Below are 20,373 nucleotides of genomic sequence, written 5' to 3' on the forward strand. Positions count from 1 at the left end.
GAGCAATATTCTTCCAATGGTTTTTAAACTAACAGCGTAAGATTTGTAATTTATCACTGTTAGTTCATCTTTGCTCCTGACAGGCTTCGTAGATAAGTACTAACCCAGGATTTAAATGGTGAACCAATATACAACTCTTTCTCATTCACACCATACATCATTTTTCTAAGATGCTGCTTTCTACTATCAAAGCACTATACCAGAAAGTTAATACGCCGTATTGTGCAGTATAGAATTACTTCTAAATTTGCTGATAACACAATTCCATTCTCCAATATCAATATCCTCATATCGTGACATCAAATCCTGCACCCATTCCTGCAAACGAAATGGAAAGATTGCTGGGCCTTTCCGATCTTGACATAGACTACAGCGATCAACAAAACACATTCAAAGATCTTGCCAAACTGGCGGCAAAAGTAACAGGTACCAAAATCTCTCTCGTGAACCTGATTGATTCACTTACGCAGTGGACGATCTCCAATCACGGAATGGATATAGAACAGATGCTGCGAGAAGAATCTGTTTGCCAGTTTACAATTATGGAGGAGGAATTCTTTGAAGTTCCCGACCTGTCAGCCGACGCGCGTTTTAAAGACAGGGCTTACGTAACCGGCGATCCCAACATCAGGTATTATTATGGAGTGCCGCTTAAAACCAGCAGTGGCGTCAACATCGGTGCTTTGTGCGTGATGGACCAGCAGCGCGTTCAACTGGATCCAGAAAAGATCGAGCTGCTGAAAATCATCGCGGACGAAATCGTTAGCCGGCTGCGAACTGCCAGGCTGATGGAAAACCTGAAAGCCAAACTCACCGAAGCGAAACAAGCCCAGAAGAAGGTTGCACACGATATCCGTGGCCCCCTGGGAGGCATCGTGGGGCTTGCGCAGATTATCCGTGACCAGGGTGAAAGCAACCAAATGGATGAGGTACTTGAATTCATCAATCTCATTCACAGAAGCGGGAATTCCATTCTCGACCCGGCAGCGGAAATCCTGGAAACTCACAGGGAAAAACGGTTACCTACTACGCCAGGAGCAATAGATAGCAGCCGGTTTGATCTGAATGTCTTCAAAGATAAACTGGAAAAATTATACGGTCCGCAGGCGCGGCATAAACAGATCAACTTTGCGGTAAACATAACCCCATCAACTGCAAACATCTCATTTTCAAAGAACAAGCTGCTGCAAATTACGGGTAACCTGATTTCCAATTCTATTAAATTCACCCCGGCGGGAGGCAAAGTAACTGTGAATCTCAGCTTGCTGCTGCACCTGGACCGTCCTACATTGCAGGTCATCGTAAGTGATGAAGGTGTGGGAATGACGCTGGAAAGTATCGACGCAATCTTGTCTGGCGAGGCTTCTTCTACCGACGGTACCAATGGTGAGCAAGGTTACGGATTCGGACTGGCGCTGGTTAAACATCTGGTATCCACGCTGGAAGGTGAACTGGATATCCGCTCGGAACTTGGTAAGGGTACTTCCTTTATCATCGATTTACCTCAGAAAATATACTAGGTCCTGGTATTTTCTAAAAATCGGGGCTTTCCCGCTCAAAGAATTGGCAGGTTATTCAACGTCTGTTAAGTGTATTTAACGAAATTGCGCTGCTTCCGGCATTCCGGAGGCAGCGCAATTTTTATTTAGTACCTAAAAGAATACATTTTGAAAATACATCGTGGACTGGTCACAGCTGTTGTAGAAGGCTTGCAGCAGATTTTTATCAGGAACAGGCAAGCTGATCAGGTTGTGGAGCAGCTTTTGAAGTCGAACAAAAAATGGGGCGCGCGCGACCGGTCGTTTATTGCAGAGCATATCTATGAGATTGTGCGCTGGTGGCGGCTGGTGAAATATGGGGCCAACATTGAAACGGTAACAGAAACCCCGGAATTCTGGAAAATTGTGGGCGCTTGGTTGCTGATCAAGCCTGTACATCTGCATTCAGGAGAATCCAATGATCTTCCTGACTGGCCGGAATTCCAGTATTTCACCACCAATCAGATTCTTGAAAGATATAAAGACGGTTTGACTGTCAGAAAAATAGCGCAATCGATTCCCGACTGGCTGGATGAGCGTGGCTCAAAAGAACTGGGTGCGAACTGGGATACAGAGTTGAATGCACTGAACCAGCCAGCGCCATTGTTTTTACGCGCAAATACTTTGAAATCCAGTTCTGAGGAGGTGAGAGCCCTATTTAGCCTGGAAAATACAGCTCTTGTCGATGGTGTTCCCGACGCAGTTCTCATCAATAAACGCCAGAATATACTCGGCAGCGAGGCTTTCAAGAATGGACTGGTGGAAGTGCAGGATGCAGGTTCTCAGCTCATTGCGCCTTATCTGGATATTAAGCCCGGCCTTTCGGTAATTGATGCTTGCGCCGGGGCGGGCGGCAAAAGTTTGCACCTGGCTGCATTGATGCAAAATCAGGGTTCTATTCTGTCAATGGACATTATTCAGACCAAGCTCACCGAGCTGAAAAGGCGTGCCGATCGCAATGGGGTAACTATCCTGGAAACGATGCTGATTCAGTCAGACGAAGATATATTGAAGCTTTCTGAGACCACCGACCGGCTGTTGCTGGATGTACCTTGCTCGGGATTGGGTGTGTTGAAGCGTAATCCTGATTCTAAATGGAAGTTGAAGTCTGATTTTCTGGAAAACATCATCAAGGTTCAATGGAATATCCTGAGTACGTACAGCGGCATGGTGAAGAAAGGCGGCAAGATGGTATATGCAACTTGCAGCCTGCTTCCGTCGGAGTCTGAAAAGCAGGTGCAGCGGTTTGTGAAGGAGCATGGGAAAGCATGGAAATTGCTGTCCGAACACAGAACGTCGCCTGCGCAGGACGGATTTGACGGGTTTTATATGGCGCTGCTGCAACGCAAAAGTTGACTAGTCGGCATGGTTTTTTGCACTTTATGTTCAATCATCAAACAAAATAACCATGGATTTCCAAACAAGTTATGCGTCGCCTGATATTACTAATGAGATGCCGGACAAACAGCCGCCGTGGCCAGACCAGCCTGCGCCGGATGATCTAGGTCCATTGAATCCCTCGCCGAATGCGCCGGGCGCCGATGCACCGGAAGTAAGTACAGGTTCAAGAATGGACGATGATATTCCTGCGCAAGATATTGATGAAGAAGATGTTGGGGAAATTGAGTCAGAGAATCCGTAAGTAACTAAGTTACTTTTTTCCTTTACCGAGCCAAATCAATGCATTGATTACGAATTCGTTTTGCGTTTGGTTATCGAATGTCAGGGACAGATCTTTGTTTGTCTTGTTTTCGTAATCAATGTCATTGTGGCCCATGTTCATGTAAACCATTCTATATTTCCTGTTTGACCAGGCGACAGGATAATATCCGCTATGCCAGATTTCATGCTGCTTCGGCCCCGTTCCCAGCGGAAAGCTACTTGGATCTATGGACAACAGTATCTCGATATCCGGGTTACTTTTCAGATCATTTTCCCACCTGTACCATTCATTTGGTGCTGATTTAAATACTTTCGGCAACTTCTTTGTGGACGGACTTTTCTCGCGCTCTACTTTCAGGAAAGCAGCAGTCGGTCGCCATGTGTTGCTCTTATACTGGCCAGACCCGAGAAATTCGTTGTGATACCAATCCCAGTTTTGCGGGAACGCGGAGGGTGTCAGGGCAAAAGCTGAAAAGTGAAAGCCAAGCCACGCGCCTCCATTTTTCATATACTTCTCAAATGCAGCACGCTGTTCCGGTTTTTCCGGTCGTGTATCCAGAAAGATAACCACATCGTAGTTCGCCAGATAAGCATCATTCATGTTATCCCAGTTACTTATAGAGTCATAACTAAATCCCATTTTCTTGCCAACTACGGGAAAAAATGTATGCGCGTCTTTTGCGAAACTGATATGTGCCTGATCGTTTTTTCCGGTGAAAAAGGCGATTACCTTAAAAGGTTTTGGCTGCTGCGCGAATGTTGGTGAGCTACCTGTAAGTGAAACCAGAAAAAGGATTTGCAAAAGGAATGTGGCTGACAGGCGGATTTGCATTGAAATGATGGGTTTAGCGCGTATTTGTTTTTAAAGCTACAAAAACCCGTTTTATTTGTCGTCAACAAAGCTTTTACCAAATGAATTATACACTTATTGCCCAGCAGGCGAGCATTGCTGAAAATCAGGTTAGAAGTACTATCCAGCTTTTTGAAGAAGGCGCTACGCTGCCTTTTATTGCCAGGTACAGGAAAGAAGCAACGGGCGGGTTGGATGAAGTACAGATCGGGGCGATACGTGAGCTGTGGCAGAAGCAACTGGATGTTGAGAAAAGACGTGAAGCGATCCTGAAAAGTATTGATGAACAGGAAAAGCTGACCCCGGAACTCCGCAGGAAAATTGAAGGTGTTTTTACGCTTACGGAGCTGGAAGACATATACTTACCATATAAACAAAAGCGGAAAACCCGCGCGATTGCAGCTATTGAGAAAGGGCTTGAACCACTCGCACAGGCAATTTTTACTGGTAAGGAAAATGATCCGGAGGGAAGAGCGGGCACATTCTTGAATGATCAGGTAGGTACCGTAGCCGACGCTTTGCAGGGTGCGCGCGATATCATGGCTGAATGGATCAATGAAAATCAGGACGCCAGGGCCAGGATCAGGCAAGTATTTCAGCGGGGTGCAATAATTACCTCCAAGGTTAAAAAGAAGAAAGAAGAAGAGGGCGTCAAATACCGCGATTACTTCGATTTCAGCGAGCCTCTTTCACGCATTCCGTCGCACCGGTTGCTGGCAATCCGCCGCGGAGAGGAGGAAGGTATCCTGAATGTAGATATATCACCGGATGAAGATCAGGCGCTGGAAACATTGGACCGGCTCTTCCTGAGAGGCTCTTCGTTGTGCAAAGACCAGATTGAAGCTGCGATTTCGGACAGTTATAAAAGGTTGCTGAAACCGTCTATCGAGACTGAATTCAGTAATTTATCAAAAGAAAAAGCCGATATAGCCGCAATTCAGGTATTTACTGAAAACCTGCGACAGCTGCTGCTTGCCGCGCCGCTCGGTCAGAAAAATGTACTCGCAATAGACCCGGGTTACCGCACCGGCTGCAAAGTCGTGGTGCTGGATCACCAGGGAAATCTGCTGATAGACCAGGTGATTTACCCATTTGACCGACCTGCCGATGCGCAGGCAAAAATCACGGAGTTGATCCGGAAGTTTAAAATCGAAGCAATCGCAGTGGGCAATGGAACTGCGGGCCGGGAAACTGAGGACTTTGTGAAAAAGATTCTGGATGCATCGGGAGAATACAAAGAGATCGGTTTGTTCCTGGTAAGTGAACAGGGAGCTTCCATTTACTCTGCTTCGGAAGTGGCGCGGGAGGAGTTTCCTGACAAGGATGTAACTGTCCGCGGCTCGGTTTCCATCGGAAGAAGGTTAATGGACCCGCTGGCTGAGCTGGTCAAAATTGATCCAAAATCCATTGGAGTAGGGCAATATCAGCACGATGTAGACCAGAATTCATTGCGAAATGCTTTGGATACAGTCGTAGAAAGTTGCGTGAATTCCGTAGGCGTAAATCTCAACACGGCAAGCAAGCATTTATTAAGGTATATTTCCGGCCTTGGACCCGCTCTGGCGCAGAATATCGTGGATTTCAGGTCTAAAAATGGAAATTTCAAATCGCGCCAGCAATTATTGAAAGTACCACGTTTAGGCGCTAAGGCTTTCGAGCAGGCTGCCGGCTTTTTGCGCATTGAAAATGGAGCTAATCCGCTGGACAACAGTGCAGTGCATCCTGAGCGGTACAGCCTGGTCGAGCAAATGGCGAAAGATGCCGGCTCTTCTATTAAGGATCTGATTGGCAAACCTGAAATTCGCAAGCAGATACAGCCGGAGAAGTATGTTTCTGAAACTGTGGGTTTGCCAACTCTAAAAGATATTCTTGCAGAGCTGGAAAAGCCGGCCCGAGATCCCCGCGACCAGATCAGGAAATTCGAGTTTGATCAGTCTGTAAGAAAGCCGGAGGATTTGAAAGTGGGAATGGTACTGCCCGGTATTGTTACTAACATTACGGCTTTTGGTGCATTTGTAGATGTGGGTGTAAAGCAGGATGGACTTGTGCACGTATCCCAAATGGCCGACCGCTTTATCAAAGATCCTAATGAGATTGTCAAGCTGCAGCAGGTTGTGCAGGTGAAGGTAACAGAGGTGGATCTTTCGAGGAAGCGGATTGCATTCAGTATGAAACTGTAAAAGAGACCTTTCCGGTTCTGGATACCGGAAAGGTCGTAAAGCAATTATAGAACGTGCTTGTGCTCGTTTTCGAGAATACGCTTGATATCCCTGGACACTTTCATCCAGTGACCTTCGGCGGTAACCACGGCATCTTCCGTATCCAGGTTATCCTGTGTAATGGTGAGTGTGGTCTCATCGTCGTATTCTGAAATGTGATAGGTAACGTGTGCGTAGTTGTCTTCATAATCTTCATCGCCCGCCAGCGGACTCCAAAACGAGTAACTTAGAACACGCTCGGGAATGATTTCAAGGATTGTGCCTTTGTCGACGTAAGTCCGGCCTTCAAACTGACCGGTAAACAGGATCGGGCTGCCGACCTGCCACTCCGAATCTATTTCAGCGCCATTCATATATTTTTTTACGATCTCAGGGTCGATCAATGCTTTCCAAACATCAGACGGACTTGCGTAGATCGACGTGGATGTTGTTGCTATCAGTTTTCTGTTCATTGTTTCAAGAATTTAGTCCTATCTTGATTGGGTTAAAATCGTGCCACATACCTTGTATTTGCTGGCGCGGATGTTTTGATATTTTCGTAAACAACACTCCATGCAAGAGCTATATTTTAAGCAAAAGTTGCCCGTCACGCTGGACGAAGCCTGGGACTTTTTTTCCAATCCCGCCAATTTGAAAGATATTACGCCGCCTCACATGGGATTTGTGGTGACATCGCGGCACCACGGTGAGAAGATGTACGAAGGACAGATCATCCGTTATAATGTCAAACCCGTGCTGGGTATTCCATTGAAATGGACAACAGAGATCACACACGTTGTCGACAAGAAGTATTTTGTGGATGAACAGCGGTCTGGCCCGTATGCATTCTGGCATCACCAGCACCGTTTCACAGAAGTGGACGGTGGTGTTTTAATGGAAGATATACTGAACTATAAAGTGCCTCTGGGTATTTTGGGAGATGTGGTCAATGCGGTATTCGTACGGAATGAGGTGAATTCTATATTTACTTACCGGCAAAAGGTACTTTCCGAGCGGTTCGGCAGCTAGAAGTTGTATTGCACGCGGCAGGTAAAAAGATCGTCGGCTACATCGGTCTCAAACCCTGCCAGTGCCGATTTTTCATTGCGGACAATATCATAGTAGAAAGTGAATTTCAATGATTCATTCGCAACGTAGATGTAGCCCATTCCAAAGGTGTCGTACCGCAAGTCAGCTTTACTGAAACCTTTTACATCGGATATCTGTGTTCCTGAAACAAGCTTGTTAGGATCATACCAGTCGTATTTGAAAACGAGCATGTGTTCAAGGCTGCCCAGACTTTGAAGAAAATAGAAGTAGCCTCCGTCAAAATTGCGCACATACAGCGGATTCTTGATCCCGTTGGTAACCGGATAAACGCCCGGCGTTTCACTTGTAGCAAATGTTGCGGTCTGCTTGCCCTTAATGTACTCTGCCCTGAATTCCGTTTCGCCTCTTTTGTTGGGAAAGCTGATCTGGATATCTGCACCGGCGTAGTTTCGCGGAGCGGCTTTTCCCAGGTTGCTTTCAGTCGAGTCGCCGATCATGACGTATTCACTACCGCGCCGCTGCGTTTGATAGTAAAGCTTCGACTGGTGCGTGATCCCGCCAAGGTAGCTGGATACGGCGGCCGAAAGTGTGGCGCCTCCTAATGCACGCATTTTCGTCGGTTTAAGGCTGAACCTGCTGATCACATCTTTGTGGCTGTCGTAATCCATCGGTCCCGACATTCCCTGTCCATTAAAGACACCCGCATCGAGCTTTAATTTTTGCCACCAAAGGTCGGTGTGCCGACTGGTGACGGTAAGCATCGCACCAATGTCGCGCTCCGTGCGCATCAGGATTTGAGACATTCTGCCTCGCTCGGGACTCTCGCGATTGGCCGAGGATAAATTGACCTCATACCCGAAAGGCCGGGCAAACATCCCGGTTGTCAATGCAAAAAGCCGGAACTTATTCTCATAAAAACGTCCCCAGAAATCCCGGATTGCGACGCCCCTTTCTGTTCCGTCAAACTGGAATACAAAGTAAGAAGTCGGATCGCTGTGCTCATTTAAATGCGCATAGTCTACACGTAACCTTCCCCGCCGGAGCATAAACCGGTTGTTTGTTGCGGAACTAAAATTCCCACCGCCGTAACTCTCGGCGCCTTTTCTGGATATATATTGAAACTGCGGTTGAATGTAGCCGCTGATACGTACGCGATTGTAGCGTTCATAGATGGACAACATACCCTTTCCCATCTGGTTTGTCGTATCAACAAGGTCCATTAAAAAACGCTGAGCGTAACCCTGACCAGCAGTCAGGCAAATAAGCAGGAGTGTAAATCCGGCATATCGAAGTATCATTAAGCAAGTGAATTGGTGGCAGAAGTTGCAAAGAACCTCAATTTTTAGCAGATATGCGGCTATTTGCGCCTAACTTTTACTTTTTTGAGCCTTTAAGTATTAAGCTTTCAATACTGTTTGTTAGTACATACCCTATTGAACAATAAGTACTTTCAATAAATCGATATGTATTTAAAATACTAAATTAAATTTACTTTTAATCTATATAATTAATACTAAAGTATGTATAGTTTAGTACAAAAATGAAGTTTAGATAGTTTGCACCATTTGGAATGGTGCAAACTATCCAAACTTTTGATAATACTTAACTTTTACTAGTAGGCTACCGTAAAACGCTGCTTGATGTGATTTCCCTGCTCAATCTCATCCACAATTGCGAGCGCCAGGTCTTCTACTGAGATAATGCTCCTGTGATTTTCATCATAGACTGGGCTTTCCATGTCCTTGCGATAAGTACCAGTTTTGGTGCCGGAAGTTCCCGGATGCATTTCAATCGCAGGGCTCAGGAAGGTCCAATCCAGTTCGTTTTCTTCTTTCAGAACTTCCAGGTACTCACGCGCCGCACTTGCGCCAGGTTTATATTCCTCGGGAAAATGCGGCGTGTCAATCAGCTGCATTCCCGGCTTTACATACAGACTGCCCGCACCCCCAACTACAAGTAATCTTTTCACGCCTGCCTGTCTTACCCCAGCCTGGATTGACTGTGCACCTGCCAGGAATTCTGCGTAGATATTCGGGTTGGTCCAGCCCGGGTTATAGGCGCTGATTACTGCATCTGCTCCGGCAACTGCATTGGCCACTTCTTGCGGTTTTAATACATCCGCCGACACGGCATTAACGTGGCTGCTCTCAGTTGTAATTTTGTCTGTGTTGCGCGCAATTGCAATCACGTCGTGACCTCTGCTAACCAGTTCCTGTAAAACATGAGCGCCTACAAATCCAGTGGCGCCTATCAATGCGATTTTCATTTTTGTTTATTTTGATGTGAATGTTTTGATGGAGAATGGAGGAAGGGGAGGATGGAGGAAAGGGCTTTGGAATTAATTGTTAGCTAGTTATCAGTTACTTATCAATTTTACAAATAATACTTTTTATCTTATACTATTAAACTTTATTGTATTTTTTAAAAGTATTTTACATTTTAATTGTATTAAGCTTTTTGTATTGTTTATGTGTATGAACTTATTATACTTTAACATAAATTTATAGCTTCATATATACGCTGTGCGGTAATCTATCTTAATGTAGATACACTAAATCGTGATCCCAGGTTTTTACTTCAGTACTGTTAATCCACCTTTGTAGGAACGGCGGGTGTATTGGATCAGGTAGTAATAATAGCCGCCTGAAATGTTGTCCGGGCACCAGTCGTTTGGACGGATTTTGGAATAGTAGATCTGCTTGCCCCAGCGATTGTAGATCGTGATATCCTTGAACTGATCATCGCATTTGTCGCGGGGCAGGTCCTGGAATACGAAGCAGTCGTTCTTCAAATCACCGTTTGGCGTGATCACATTCGGAAACTCAGGGAAAGGTTCTTCTTCTGTATCTTTGACCGTAATCCTGACCGTTGTAGTGTCACTTGCGGAAACGCAGCTTTTGTCGAGCGTGATAAAGTCAACCATGAAAGTTTGCTCAGTCTTGCCGCCCAGCAAGCCGCATTCAGGATTCCAGGAGTAGGGGGAAGTTACGGTCTTCATACCTGTTTTTCCTTCAAACAACATGCCGAGTTCTTTCAGATCAAACCCGCGCCCGGCCGCAACCAGACTGATCGCATTGGTATCAGGGTCATTCCCGAACACATCAAATGAAATCCCTTCCGCGGTACCGACGGTATAGCTAAGCTCCTGCACGGGGAGCGAGGTCCCGACAGTCGGCGGATTGTTCGGCGACTCATCAACGACGAAGTACACAGGTTTTGATACGGGCATCGGATTGCCTTCACACCGCATATCTTCCACTTTGAAATCGACCGTGAGCGTATCTCCCTTTTTCGCATTGCATGGCGGCGTCCAGGTAAAGTTCTGCTGCACGTTCTCTGTTCCGGAAGCAGCCAGGAAGTTCATGCCCATTGCATTCATGTTGAAGTCGCGGCCGCGGCCGGACAATGCAAGCTTATCCTTGTCGGGATCTTTCCCGAAGACCGTGAAGTTGACCGGCACGCCAGCAGCAACATGCACGAAGTCGCTGCCCAGGGAAGTACTCACTACAGGCGCATTGTTGCCGGAACTCTCCCGTCGTATAAAAATGCTCAGCGTGTCCATCAACGGAACCGGGCAACTTTCATCTTCCGCAATCAGCTCAATCTTGATCGGGCGGTTGTCGTAGGTCACAAAACATTCGTCCAGACAGACTTCGAATTTCAATGTATCATTCGCGATCGTGGTACGGAATTCAGCCGGGAGGATCGTGAAGTAATTTTTGGAGTTATTTACTGCGCGCCCATTGACCTTGATCAGCTGGTTTACTGTCGGGTCGGTAACAATGACTTCAAAGCAGTTAGGATCATCCTTTTTGATTGTAATGATCTCGTTTTCGCTGTACCAGGTTGTTTTTCCTTTGGGTTTGTACAAAAGTTTGGGCGGGTCCATTTTGGGACAGTCGACAACTTTAAGTTGAAAATCCCGTGTCAGAGAGCCGATTTTGACACCATTTCTGAATTCATCTACCTGCACTGCAAATACGTACAGCCCGACGCTACCAGGTGTTACCGAGAGCATTCCCGTTTTGGGATTTACTTTGAGCGGATCTGGGCCGGGGATAATGTTGGCTTCCGATATCCCGTTGATCCAGTTGAGGCGCGGATAGTTTGATGAGCCGCGTGCCGGAATGCTCGGGTTGGCTTTATCGGAGTAACCCTGCATCGGTGTGATGAGTTTATAGGAAAGGCTGTCACCATCGGCATCTGAACCGCCGAAATCAAAGAAAAAGGGAGAGTTTACGCATGCATAATCACCTTTAATAGCTGGGAAAACAGGAGAGGAGTTTTTAAAGTTAGCATTGTTCTTCATCAATGGCGGGAATTCCAGGTAGAACAAGCTACCAGCGTCGCCCGGGTTCTGAATATTGGTGATCGTTCCGTTGCGGCAGCATCTGTCCCAAACCATATAATAACCGTCGGGATCGTTGAACTGCCCCGGTTCCAGCCGCAATGCAGTACTGTAAGTGATCATGTAAGTCTGCAGTGTGGATATTCCGCAAAGCGGATTAGCGTAGGTGACCGATTTTCGTTCTATTTTTGGGGCTTCAAGCCAGCCAATCGGTGCATTGTCGCGTTTTCGGAACACGTAAATAACTACCGAGAGATCTTCGGCGCCAGGATTACCATTCAGGGCATCAAAGTACATGGTAAGTCCTATATTGTAGTTATAGTACTGATTGGGATTCTGCGTGATAAAAAGCTGGCCGCCGACGATATGTGTTGCTTTGGCTTGAAAGAAAAAGAAAAGAAGAAAAACAGACCAGAGAAAACGTTTTTTCATGGTTGAATGAAGCAGTAAAAATGATCCTATATGATTTGGATTAAGAATTAAAACATGAAAGTATGCTCAAAAACAATCAATATGAGTACGTTGAAATTACCGATTTTGCGGCAGAAGGCAAATGTATATTTAAGTCCGAAGACGGTGTAATTTTTGTAGAAGGAAATGTGGCTCCGGGTGACATCGTTGATTTGCAGGTTGTCAAAACCAAGAAAAAACTGAAAGAAGCTATTGTTACAAAAACACACAAGCTTTCTGAACTACGTACCGACCCTTACTGCCTGCATCATACCGTTTGCGGCGGTTGCAGGTGGCAGCACATCGACTACACGCATCAGCTCACATTCAAAAGGCAGCAGGTAATCGATCATTTTGAACGGATCGGGAAGATCAGGAATGTTGACATAAACCAGATTATTGCTGCGCCGAGGACGGAATATTACCGTAATAAGTTGGAATTCACTTTTTCGAACTGGCGCTGGCTTACAAAGGAGCAAATGGATTCTGGTCAGCAGTTTTCCAAAAATGCCCTCGGTTTCCACGTCCCAAAGCGTTTTGACAAGATTTTTACGGTCGACCACTGTCATTTACAACCCGATCCTTCCAATACGATCCGCAACTCGCTGCACCACTTCGCTGATCTGAAGAACATTCCTTACTACGATGTGAAATTCAATGTTGGCATTATGCGGAACCTGGTGGTAAGAACTGCGAACACGGGAGACGTAATGGTGATCGTGCAGTTTGGCGCCGATAACCCGGAGGCGATTAGCGAGGTAATGGAGTATATGCACAAAACTCACCCGGAAATCACTTCGCTCAACTACATTATCAACCTGAAAGGAAACGATTCGTACCAGGACCAGGAAGTGATCAATTTTGCGGGCGAGAATTTTATCCGTGAAACAATGGAAGACCTGACCTTTCTGGTTGGTCCGAAATCATTTTATCAGACGAATTCTGAACAGGCATACCAGCTTTTCAGCGTAGCGCGCGAGTACGCCGGCCTCACGGGTAATGAATCTGTATATGATCTTTACACAGGAACAGGTACAATTGCTAATTTCGTTGCGCGCAGAGCCCGGAAAGTAGTCGGAGTAGAGTATGTGGAAGCCGCCGTGCAGGACGCGCGCAGGAACTCGGAGTTGAATGGGATTACAAACACATCTTTTTTCGCGGGAGATATGCGGGGTATTATGAACGAAGGTTTCCTGAATAAACACGGCAGACCAGATGTGATTATCACCGATCCGCCCCGCGCGGGAATGGATGTGCCCGTCATAGAAACGATCCTCAAAGCCGCACCCGACCGCATTGTATACGTAAGCTGCAACACAGCCACACAGGCCAGGGATATTGCATTGATGTCAGAAGCTTATGAGGTAACCAAAGTACAGCCAGTGGATATGTTTCCGAATACGCATCACGTGGAGAATGTGGCGTTGCTGGTGAGGAGGTGATTTTACCCCTAAATCCCCTGGGATGGGACTTTTTGTGGATTACTAGGTTGGAATGTGGTGTTGCTGGTTTTTGCCCCTAAATCCCCTGGGAGGGGACTTTTTAGTGAATTGAGCGTCGGAATGATGTAGCGTTGGTGTTGGTTTTTACCCCTAAATCCCCTGAAAGGGGACTTTGCAGATCGCAAAAGTCCCCTTTCAGGGGATTTAGGGGCAAAGCCGTCAAAATGGCGGCTCGCTATCAGGGCCTTTGTAGTCGAAGTTGCTGAGATCGTTGGCGCGGCTTCTTAATGTTCCGCCTGCTGACGATGGGTTTGCCTGGCTTTCGAATGAACCGATTGGGTTTGTTGTTTGGATCGGACGGTCGACCGAGAATGGAGCAGGCGTGTAAGCTGAGTCAAGGTCGGCGAACTTCGTGTACTTGCCGATAAACCGCAGCTGAATGGTATCCAGTGAACCAGCCCGGTTTTTAGCCAGAATTACCTCACCGATGCCAGCTACCGAATTACCAGCTTCATCTTCCGTAATACCATAATATTCAGGACGATAAAGGAAGATAACCATATCTGCATCCTGCTCGATCGATCCCGATTCACGCAAATCGGAAAGCTGAGGACGTTTTTCACCGCCACGCGTTTCCACAGCCCGGCTAAGCTGCGAAAGTGCGATTACAGGTACATCCAATTCTTTTGCCAGATTTTTCAATGACCTCGATATCATCGCAATCTCTTGTTCACGGTTACCTGCACCTTTTCCGCCGGTATCTCCGGTCATCAGCTGCAAGTAGTCGATCACAATCATCTGAATGTCGTGCTGTGCTTTCAGGCGGCGGCATTTTGCACGCAATTCGAGAATGGAAAGTGCCGGAGTATCGTCTATGAAAATGGGTGCATTTGTCAAACGATGGATGCGGTGATGGAGCTGTTCCCATTCGTGTGGAGCCAGACTTCCTTTTCTGATCTTTTCACTATCGATTTCAGCTTCCGCTGAGATAAGCCTGTTCACAAGCTGAACGGAGGACATTTCGAGCGAAAAGATGGCCACCGGCATATTGAAATCCACAGCCGCGTTTCGGAGCGAAGAAACGACGAATGCCGTTTTTCCCATACCCGGACGTGCAGCCAGGATCATCAATTCCGTTTTTTGCCAGCCGGAAGTAAGTCTGTCCAGGGCACTGAAACCTGATGGAACTCCTGTAAGACCGTCTTTATTGTTTTTCTTCTGGTCGAGCTCGGCCAATGCCTGTCGCATCAGCGCGCCCATATCCGCGTAGTTTTTCTTAATGTTGGATTCCGAAATTTGAAACAGGTTCTGTTCCATTTTATCAAGAAGCATGAAAACGTCTGTGGTATCTTCAAATGCCTCCCGCTGGATCTCGGACGAAATTTTGATCAGCTCCCGCTTGATATAAGCCTGAGAAATGATCCGAGCGTGGAATTCAATGTTGGCAGCGGAGTTGACCTTGTTGGTCAGCTGCATAATGTAAGGAGCGCCGCCGATCATTTCCAGCTCGCCGGTGCTTCGCAGCTTGGCGGTAACCGTCAACATATCAATCGGCTCCGAATCGGCGAAAAGGGTAATGATCGCGCTGTAAATCCGTACGTGGGCTTCTTTGTAAAAACTGTCTGGACGGAGAATGTCGGCTACGGCAGTCAATGCATCTTTTTCAATCATCAGCGCGCCCAGCACAGCCTCTTCCATGTCAACGGCCTGAGGAGGTAATTTGCTGAGTGTCTGGTCAGTAGATGGTGTCCTCGCCCCGTAAGGCTTTTTAGCGAAAGCCCCTGATTTGGAGCCTTGTCTGAAAGAATTATTGGGTGCCTTTTCGTTTTCCATAGAAGACAAAGTTACGCAATGCAGGGTGCGAACAAAAGAAAGGAACTTTAAGTTGGCCCTTTATTTTTTTCATAAAAAACTTCATTTTCCTGTCAAACTGATAATGAAATAGTTGGTCGGAAAACACACGTTTTTGCATTATTTTTTCGTGTTCGGAATAGGATTTTGTAATTCTTTGTTTTATAAATGTTGGTATTATTACTAAATTTTAGAACAAATAGGTAAACACTAAACTTTGATTCATTTGCTGGAAAAAATCATCACGCTCGAAGACGTTTCAATGGTTGACTTTTTGGGTATTCACAATTCGAATATCAAGGAAGTCGCCGCCGCTTTCCCGGAAAGCAAGATCATTTCACGCGGTAACGAGATCCGCATTCAGGGCACGGCGCCCGAGATTATCAGGATCACAGATGTAATGGACTCGCTTCTGGCACACTACCAGAAATACGGTAAAATCACCAATGACAATGTAAAAGGCTACCTCAATGGTGTTTCAAAAACACCGGTGCCGAGTGGGGAAGACGATGACGATGTGATCCTTTACGGAAATAAGGGCCTCGTTATCAAGGCAAAAACAACTAACCAAAGGCTGCTGGTCGAGCAAGCGGCCAAGTTTGACCTCGTATTTGCGATTGGTCCTGCGGGAACAGGTAAAACATATACAGCGGTGGCCATTGCGGTACGCGCCCTTAAAAACAAGGAAGTCAAAAAGATAATCATTACCCGGCCAGCGGTAGAAGCAGGGGAGAACCTGGGCTTTTTGCCTGGTGATCTGAAAGAAAAGATCGACCCGTACCTGCGTCCGATTTATGACGCGCTGGACGATATGATCGCGCCGGAGAAGTTGAAGTTATATCTCGAAAGCAGGACGATCGAGATTGCGCCGCTAGCCTATATGCGCGGACGGACGCTCAACAATGCATTCATTCTGCTGGACGAAGCGCAGAATACCACACCAATGCAAATGAAAATGTTCCTGACAAGGATGGGCCCGAGTTCCAAGGCAATTATCACGGGTGATAAGTCACAAATTGATTTGCCTAAAAATCTTAAATCAGGTCTGACTGATTCGATTACAGTTTTGAAGGGGATCAAAGGGATCAGCTTTGTTGAATTGGATGGATCCGATGTGGTACGTCACCGCTTGGTTAAGGATATTCTGGCTGCTTATGAAAAATCGGAGCAATAGGTTCCTGGCATTGTTGCTGATGGTGTTGGGCACTGCTGCTATCTCGATAGCCCAGGTATCCGACGCTGAATTAACCCGTTGCGCGAGCACTGAGCGGGATTCTTTAAGAATATTGAAGAATCCCGCACTGCTCAGGCTACGCCAGCATTCCGAAGAATTAATCCAGAACCAGGTCCGTTTAAGGAAAGCCAGCCGGATTAATGCAGATGAAATTATAACAATACCCGTGGTAGTGCATTTGATTCATGGTCAGGAAAACCAGCGGATCGGAGGTGCAAACAATGCGAACATTACTGAGGCGCAAGTTGCCAGCCAGATCGAAGTACTGAACGAGGATTACGGCAATGCGTCAGGCTACAAGGGTTTTTACACCGACTCTCTGGGTGTGGATACAGGCATTCGCTTCAAGCTGGTGACGATTGTACGCACCTACAATGCGAAATCTCAGTTCAGCCCGGTGAGTGATGCGGACGAGCTTGCCGAAATATCTCCGGCCTGGTCCACCAACCGCTATCTCAATATCTGGGTATGTCGCCTTAACGACAGATACCTGGGCACTTCCCAGTTCCCCATTGTGACTAAAACTACAAATCAAACCGCCGGTCTGGGAACCTCGGAAGATGAGGCCAAGGACGCATTAACCGACGGCGTGATCATCGATTTCAGGTATTTTGGTAGAAATTCAGATGCGATTACCAGCAGAATATACAATCTGGGTCGTACCACTACGCACGAAGTTGGACACTGGCTTGGACTGATCCACATTTGGGGCGATCAGAATTGTGGTACCGACTACTGCGCTGACACACCGACTGCATTTACCAAAAATGAGACAACTGATACGGAATGCACACCCGTTTTCTCCAATTGCCGCGGCGTGACCACGCGAAATATGATCGAGAATTTTATGGACTACTCACCGGATATTTGCATGAGTGTGTTCACCAATGATCAAAAGGAACGAATGCACGCGGTGATGGAGCTAAGCCCGCGCCGGGCCGAGCTGGTTGAACTTTCCAGGATTACCACAGAAGAACTCATTGTAAATCTGTACCCTAATCCGGTGCAGGAAGTACTTTTTTCAAACGTTTACACGCCCAATTTTGAAGTATTTACGGTAAGTGTATATAATCAAAAAGGGCAAAAAGTGATCGGTGAAACTTTAAACCGAACTTCTCTCAACGTAAAAAATCTACCAAGCGGGATCTACTTCTATAAAGTACAAACCGCTTCCAGGACATTGACCAAACGGTTTTATGTTCGTTAACTATGCTGTCAAGAGCTCCATTTGTCGGCGTTGTTTTGCTTTTCATGGCAGGAATACTGTGCGGGGACTTCTTCAATAACTTTACTGCTGACTGGCCTCTTTCAGGGTTTCTGGTTGCTGCCGGTGTAGGTTGTTTGCTCTGTTATCAATTAAAGGCTTCAAAGTTTTTTACTGCATCATTCTGGCTTTTTCTGATCGTATCAGGTGCATTTTGCCGGATTGTATCCGAGCAGAAGAAGGATCAGGAAATTGCTTATCTGACCCAAACTAATTATGTCGCCTATGAAGCCATAGTAGCCAGCCTACCTGAAAAACGGGAGAAAACGGTGAGACTGGAAGCTAATGTGACCCGCATTCTGACAGACGGACAATGGATTGTTTTAAATACCAAATCTTTACTAAACCTGCCCGCTTCCGCCGCTGACATTCCTCAGCCGGGCGACGTACTTGTTGTAAACGAGCGGCTTGAACTTCCTCCTCCTGCGCTCAATCCTGAACAATTTGATTACCGAGAATACCTCAGGAACAAAGGTATATTGTGGACTGGGCAACTCTGGGACGGTACTTTTCAGAGTGTTAAACAACCGGTCAATTACTGGTCGCCAAGGTACTGGCTGGCCGCTACCTCTGAATGGGCGGACCTAAAATTTCGGGAGAATATTGTCGATAATGCGTCTTACGGTCTGGTGAAAGCCATGTTGCTAGGTAGACGCGACGATTTGCAAGCGGGGCAGACTGACGATTATGTTGCTTCTGGAACAGTTCATATCTTGTCGGTGTCGGGAATGCACGTCGCTATCATCTTTCTGGCGATCAGCGCCATGTTGGGCTGGCTGAAACGGTGGCGGGCCGGGAAGCTGCTTTATGTCGGGATCATGATCCTGCTCTTTTGCTTTTATGCGATGGTAACCGGCTTCTCGCCTTCTGTTCAGCGGGCAACGATCATGTGCATTGTATTTGTTTTAGCTGAGGTTTCCGGTCGGAAGCAGCATTCTATGAACACGCTGGCCATTTCTGCATTGCTGATCCTGCTGTTTGATCAAGCTGCTCTGTTTGACGTCGGTTTCCAGCTTTCCTATCTTGCTATGAGCGGGATTTTTCTGTTTTATGAACCGATTTACCGCATTGTCACACCTAAAAGCAGAATTCTCAGCTTTGCCTGGCAGGTAACAGCACTAGCTTTTGCGGCGCAGCTGGCCACATTTCCGCTCAGCCTCTACTATTTTCACCAATTCCCGACGTACTTCTGGCTGGTAAATCCATTTGTAATCGCATTCACGAATGTACTGCTTCCAGCCGCATTGGCTTTGCTGCTGGTAAGTACCACGGGTATCTTCTGGCTCCAATGGCTGGCGAACCAGGTGGTGGAGTATTCTGCGTACCTTACTAATGTAGCAGCCGGTATTCCGAAGCACTTTCCCGGGTACCTGGTGGAACAGGTTAACCTGGGCACCATTGAAGTTGTAATGCTGTACTGCATTCTCTTTTTGACCTGGTACGCCTACGAAATGCGGGAATATCGCTTTCTTAAATACAGCTTTGCACTGGTTTTTCTGCTTACCAGTTTTTCAGTTTCAAAAAGCATTCAGCTGCATTTATCGGAAGAGCGCGTTTCATACGTCATCCCAAAACACTCGGCAGGAAGTTACAGGCACGGCCATGTGCTGTATATAGCCTGCAACGACGCATTCAAATCAGACCAACGTGCATTCGACTTTTACATCAGGAACTATGCAATAAGCCGGGAAGTGAGTGAGGTTGTTTTTGTGAAATCGAAGTAGGTCACTGCACGGAATAAACCGCAGCGATCTGCGCTGCTACTTTCTTGTCCCACGCGGCCTGGGCGGCGGCATTCAGGCCGTGGCCGGTTTCACCGTCGTATTGTTCCTGGTCGCGGTTCATTTCCCTGAATGCTTCCAGGAACTGGTACTGGATCTCGCTGTCATAGTCTTCAATGGTCAGCTCCGCTTTTCTAAGGCGGTCTTTGAATTTCTCGACAACCAGTCGGGTAATGTCAAAGTGGATCTGCTCGTGGCGCAGGGTACCTGCATTCCGCGATTCAGGTCGGCCCCAGGACATGCTTTTAACCATAAAAGTTTTCAATCCGATTTCCACAACGAGATCATTTCCTTTCGGATAGGAATTGCCTTCGTAGCCGAAGCTGGTAAAAACCGCTGCTGCATACCGGCTACCAGGTTTTGCACTTCTTACTTTGAAATCGTCCCATACCAGCGGTCGTTTCGGGGAATAAAATACAGTATCACCATCTGTGTTGGTATTGATCTCCTTAAACACCAGCAACAGATTGCGGGCAAGTGCAGGATTTTTCCCGGCATTGTTTGACATCCATTTCTGAAAATGCACGAGAGATTGATCCAGCAGCTGTTTGACCAGCTTTTCATAATCATATTTCGTTTCAGGGCGCGTGTAAGTTGCAGATGTTTGGTAGCCTGTCAGCTCGACCGGCTGCATATCGCGGTACCACCTGAATTGCAGGCTTAGCTTCACTTCACCAGTCACTTTATTTGGAGCGACACGTTTTT

The 20,373-nt window shown here is 46.8% G+C and carries 16 protein-coding genes; 9 read left to right on the top strand and 7 right to left on the bottom strand.

From position 1 onward, the window contains the following. The first annotated feature begins 293 nt into the window (after window positions 1-293). From ACTIE6_RS24935 to ACTIE6_RS24945, 3 genes are all read left to right on the top strand, one after another. Window positions 294-1,520, top strand: a complete 1,227-nt coding sequence (locus ACTIE6_RS24935; protein ID WP_439559204.1) for a GAF domain-containing sensor histidine kinase — start codon at window positions 294-296, stop codon at window positions 1,518-1,520. A gap of 147 nt (window positions 1,521-1,667) precedes the next feature. Continuing rightward, the gene (locus ACTIE6_RS24940; RefSeq protein WP_439559205.1) at window positions 1,668-2,894 is read left to right on the top strand and encodes an RsmB/NOP family class I SAM-dependent RNA methyltransferase; all 1,227 of its coding nucleotides are present in this window, start codon (window positions 1,668-1,670) and stop codon (window positions 2,892-2,894) included. A gap of 52 nt (window positions 2,895-2,946) precedes the next feature. Continuing rightward, window positions 2,947-3,180: a hypothetical protein gene (locus ACTIE6_RS24945; RefSeq protein WP_439559206.1), complete on the top strand. Its 234-nt coding sequence runs from the start codon at window positions 2,947-2,949 to the stop codon at window positions 3,178-3,180. Between the two features lie 9 nt (window positions 3,181-3,189). Here the strand turns inward: ACTIE6_RS24945 and ACTIE6_RS24950 are convergent, their stop codons facing one another. After that, window positions 3,190-4,032: a ThuA domain-containing protein gene (locus ACTIE6_RS24950; protein WP_439559207.1), complete on the bottom strand. Its 843-nt coding sequence runs from the start codon at window positions 4,030-4,032 to the stop codon at window positions 3,190-3,192. A gap of 80 nt (window positions 4,033-4,112) precedes the next feature. Between ACTIE6_RS24950 and ACTIE6_RS24955 the strand changes: the two genes are divergently transcribed. Further along, window positions 4,113-6,230: a Tex family protein gene (locus ACTIE6_RS24955; protein ID WP_439559208.1), complete on the top strand. Its 2,118-nt coding sequence runs from the start codon at window positions 4,113-4,115 to the stop codon at window positions 6,228-6,230. Window positions 6,231-6,274: 44 nt separating this feature from the next. Here the strand turns inward: ACTIE6_RS24955 and ACTIE6_RS24960 are convergent, their stop codons facing one another. Continuing rightward, entirely contained in the window at window positions 6,275-6,721 is a 447-nt protein-coding gene (locus tag ACTIE6_RS24960) for an SRPBCC domain-containing protein (RefSeq protein WP_439559209.1), read from the bottom strand. Between the two features lie 100 nt (window positions 6,722-6,821). Here ACTIE6_RS24960 and ACTIE6_RS24965 point away from each other — a divergent pair, with 100 nt between their 5' ends. Then, window positions 6,822-7,277 (top strand): SRPBCC family protein, encoded by a 456-nt coding sequence (locus tag ACTIE6_RS24965; protein WP_439559210.1) that lies wholly within the window; start codon window positions 6,822-6,824, stop codon window positions 7,275-7,277. On the opposite strand, the gene ACTIE6_RS24970 is transcribed toward ACTIE6_RS24965, so the two are convergent. From ACTIE6_RS24970 to ACTIE6_RS24980, 3 genes are all read right to left on the bottom strand, one after another. Then, on the bottom strand, window positions 7,274-8,596 hold the full coding sequence (locus ACTIE6_RS24970; RefSeq protein WP_439559211.1) for a porin: 1,323 nt from the start codon (window positions 8,594-8,596) through the stop codon (window positions 7,274-7,276). The genes ACTIE6_RS24965 and ACTIE6_RS24970 overlap by 4 nt on opposite strands. Before the next feature lie 314 nt (window positions 8,597-8,910). Beyond that, complete coding sequence (locus tag ACTIE6_RS24975; protein ID WP_439559212.1) at window positions 8,911-9,564, bottom strand: NAD(P)-dependent oxidoreductase; 654 nt, start codon at window positions 9,562-9,564, stop codon at window positions 8,911-8,913. Between the two features lie 306 nt (window positions 9,565-9,870). Beyond that, entirely contained in the window at window positions 9,871-12,078 is a 2,208-nt protein-coding gene (locus ACTIE6_RS24980; protein ID WP_439559213.1) for a gliding motility-associated C-terminal domain-containing protein, read from the bottom strand. Between the two features lie 62 nt (window positions 12,079-12,140). Between ACTIE6_RS24980 and rlmD the strand changes: the two genes are divergently transcribed. After that, window positions 12,141-13,538, top strand: coding sequence for a 23S rRNA (uracil(1939)-C(5))-methyltransferase RlmD (gene rlmD, locus ACTIE6_RS24985; protein WP_439559214.1), 1,398 nt, complete (start codon window positions 12,141-12,143; stop codon window positions 13,536-13,538). Between the two features lie 219 nt (window positions 13,539-13,757). Here the strand turns inward: rlmD and dnaB are convergent, their stop codons facing one another. Next, window positions 13,758-15,371 (bottom strand): replicative DNA helicase, encoded by a 1,614-nt coding sequence (dnaB, locus tag ACTIE6_RS24990; RefSeq protein WP_439559215.1) that lies wholly within the window; start codon window positions 15,369-15,371, stop codon window positions 13,758-13,760. 244 nt (window positions 15,372-15,615) lie between these two features. Between dnaB and ACTIE6_RS24995 the strand changes: the two genes are divergently transcribed. The 3 genes from ACTIE6_RS24995 to ACTIE6_RS25005 are packed head-to-tail and all read left to right on the top strand — an operon-like array spanning window position 15,616 to window position 19,611. After that, complete coding sequence (locus ACTIE6_RS24995) at window positions 15,616-16,563, top strand: PhoH family protein (protein WP_031527915.1); 948 nt, start codon at window positions 15,616-15,618, stop codon at window positions 16,561-16,563. Beyond that, window positions 16,544-17,830, top strand: a complete 1,287-nt coding sequence (locus ACTIE6_RS25000) for a T9SS type A sorting domain-containing protein (RefSeq protein WP_439559216.1) — start codon at window positions 16,544-16,546, stop codon at window positions 17,828-17,830. The genes ACTIE6_RS24995 and ACTIE6_RS25000 overlap by 20 nt, the downstream gene beginning before the upstream one ends. Window positions 17,831-17,832: 2 nt before the next feature. Beyond that, window positions 17,833-19,611: a ComEC/Rec2 family competence protein gene (locus ACTIE6_RS25005; RefSeq protein ID WP_439559217.1), complete on the top strand. Its 1,779-nt coding sequence runs from the start codon at window positions 17,833-17,835 to the stop codon at window positions 19,609-19,611. 1 nt (window position 19,612) lies between these two features. Here ACTIE6_RS25005 and ACTIE6_RS25010 read toward each other — a convergent pair. After that, a partial coding sequence (locus tag ACTIE6_RS25010) for a DUF922 domain-containing protein (protein ID WP_439559218.1) occupies window positions 19,613-20,373 on the bottom strand: 761 nt, incomplete at its 5' end.

Source organism: Dyadobacter sp., assembly GCF_051859145.1.
GTDB lineage: Bacteria > Bacteroidota > Bacteroidia > Cytophagales > Spirosomataceae > Dyadobacter.

Bases quoted from the DNA above. Each gene is read 5' to 3' on its own strand.
- ACTIE6_RS24945 (WP_439559206.1), top strand. From the start codon at position 2,947: ATGGATTTCCAAACAAGTTATGCGTCGCCTGATATTACTAATGAGATG.
- ACTIE6_RS24950 (WP_439559207.1), bottom strand. From the start codon at position 4,032: ATGCAAATCCGCCTGTCAGCCACATTCCTTTTGCAAATCCTTTTTCTG.
- ACTIE6_RS24955 (WP_439559208.1), top strand. From the start codon at position 4,113: ATGAATTATACACTTATTGCCCAGCAGGCGAGCATTGCTGAAAATCAG.
- ACTIE6_RS24960 (WP_439559209.1), bottom strand. From the start codon at position 6,721: ATGAACAGAAAACTGATAGCAACAACATCCACGTCGATCTACGCAAGT.
- ACTIE6_RS24965 (WP_439559210.1), top strand. From the start codon at position 6,822: ATGCAAGAGCTATATTTTAAGCAAAAGTTGCCCGTCACGCTGGACGAA.
- ACTIE6_RS24970 (WP_439559211.1), bottom strand. From the start codon at position 8,596: ATGATACTTCGATATGCCGGATTTACACTCCTGCTTATTTGCCTGACT.
- ACTIE6_RS24975 (WP_439559212.1), bottom strand. From the start codon at position 9,564: ATGAAAATCGCATTGATAGGCGCCACTGGATTTGTAGGCGCTCATGTT.
- ACTIE6_RS24980 (WP_439559213.1), bottom strand. From the start codon at position 12,078: ATGAAAAAACGTTTTCTCTGGTCTGTTTTTCTTCTTTTCTTTTTCTTT.
- rlmD (WP_439559214.1), top strand. From the start codon at position 12,141: ATGCTCAAAAACAATCAATATGAGTACGTTGAAATTACCGATTTTGCG.
- dnaB (WP_439559215.1), bottom strand. From the start codon at position 15,371: ATGGAAAACGAAAAGGCACCCAATAATTCTTTCAGACAAGGCTCCAAA.
- ACTIE6_RS25000 (WP_439559216.1), top strand. From the start codon at position 16,544: ATGAAAAATCGGAGCAATAGGTTCCTGGCATTGTTGCTGATGGTGTTG.
- ACTIE6_RS25005 (WP_439559217.1), top strand. From the start codon at position 17,833: ATGCTGTCAAGAGCTCCATTTGTCGGCGTTGTTTTGCTTTTCATGGCA.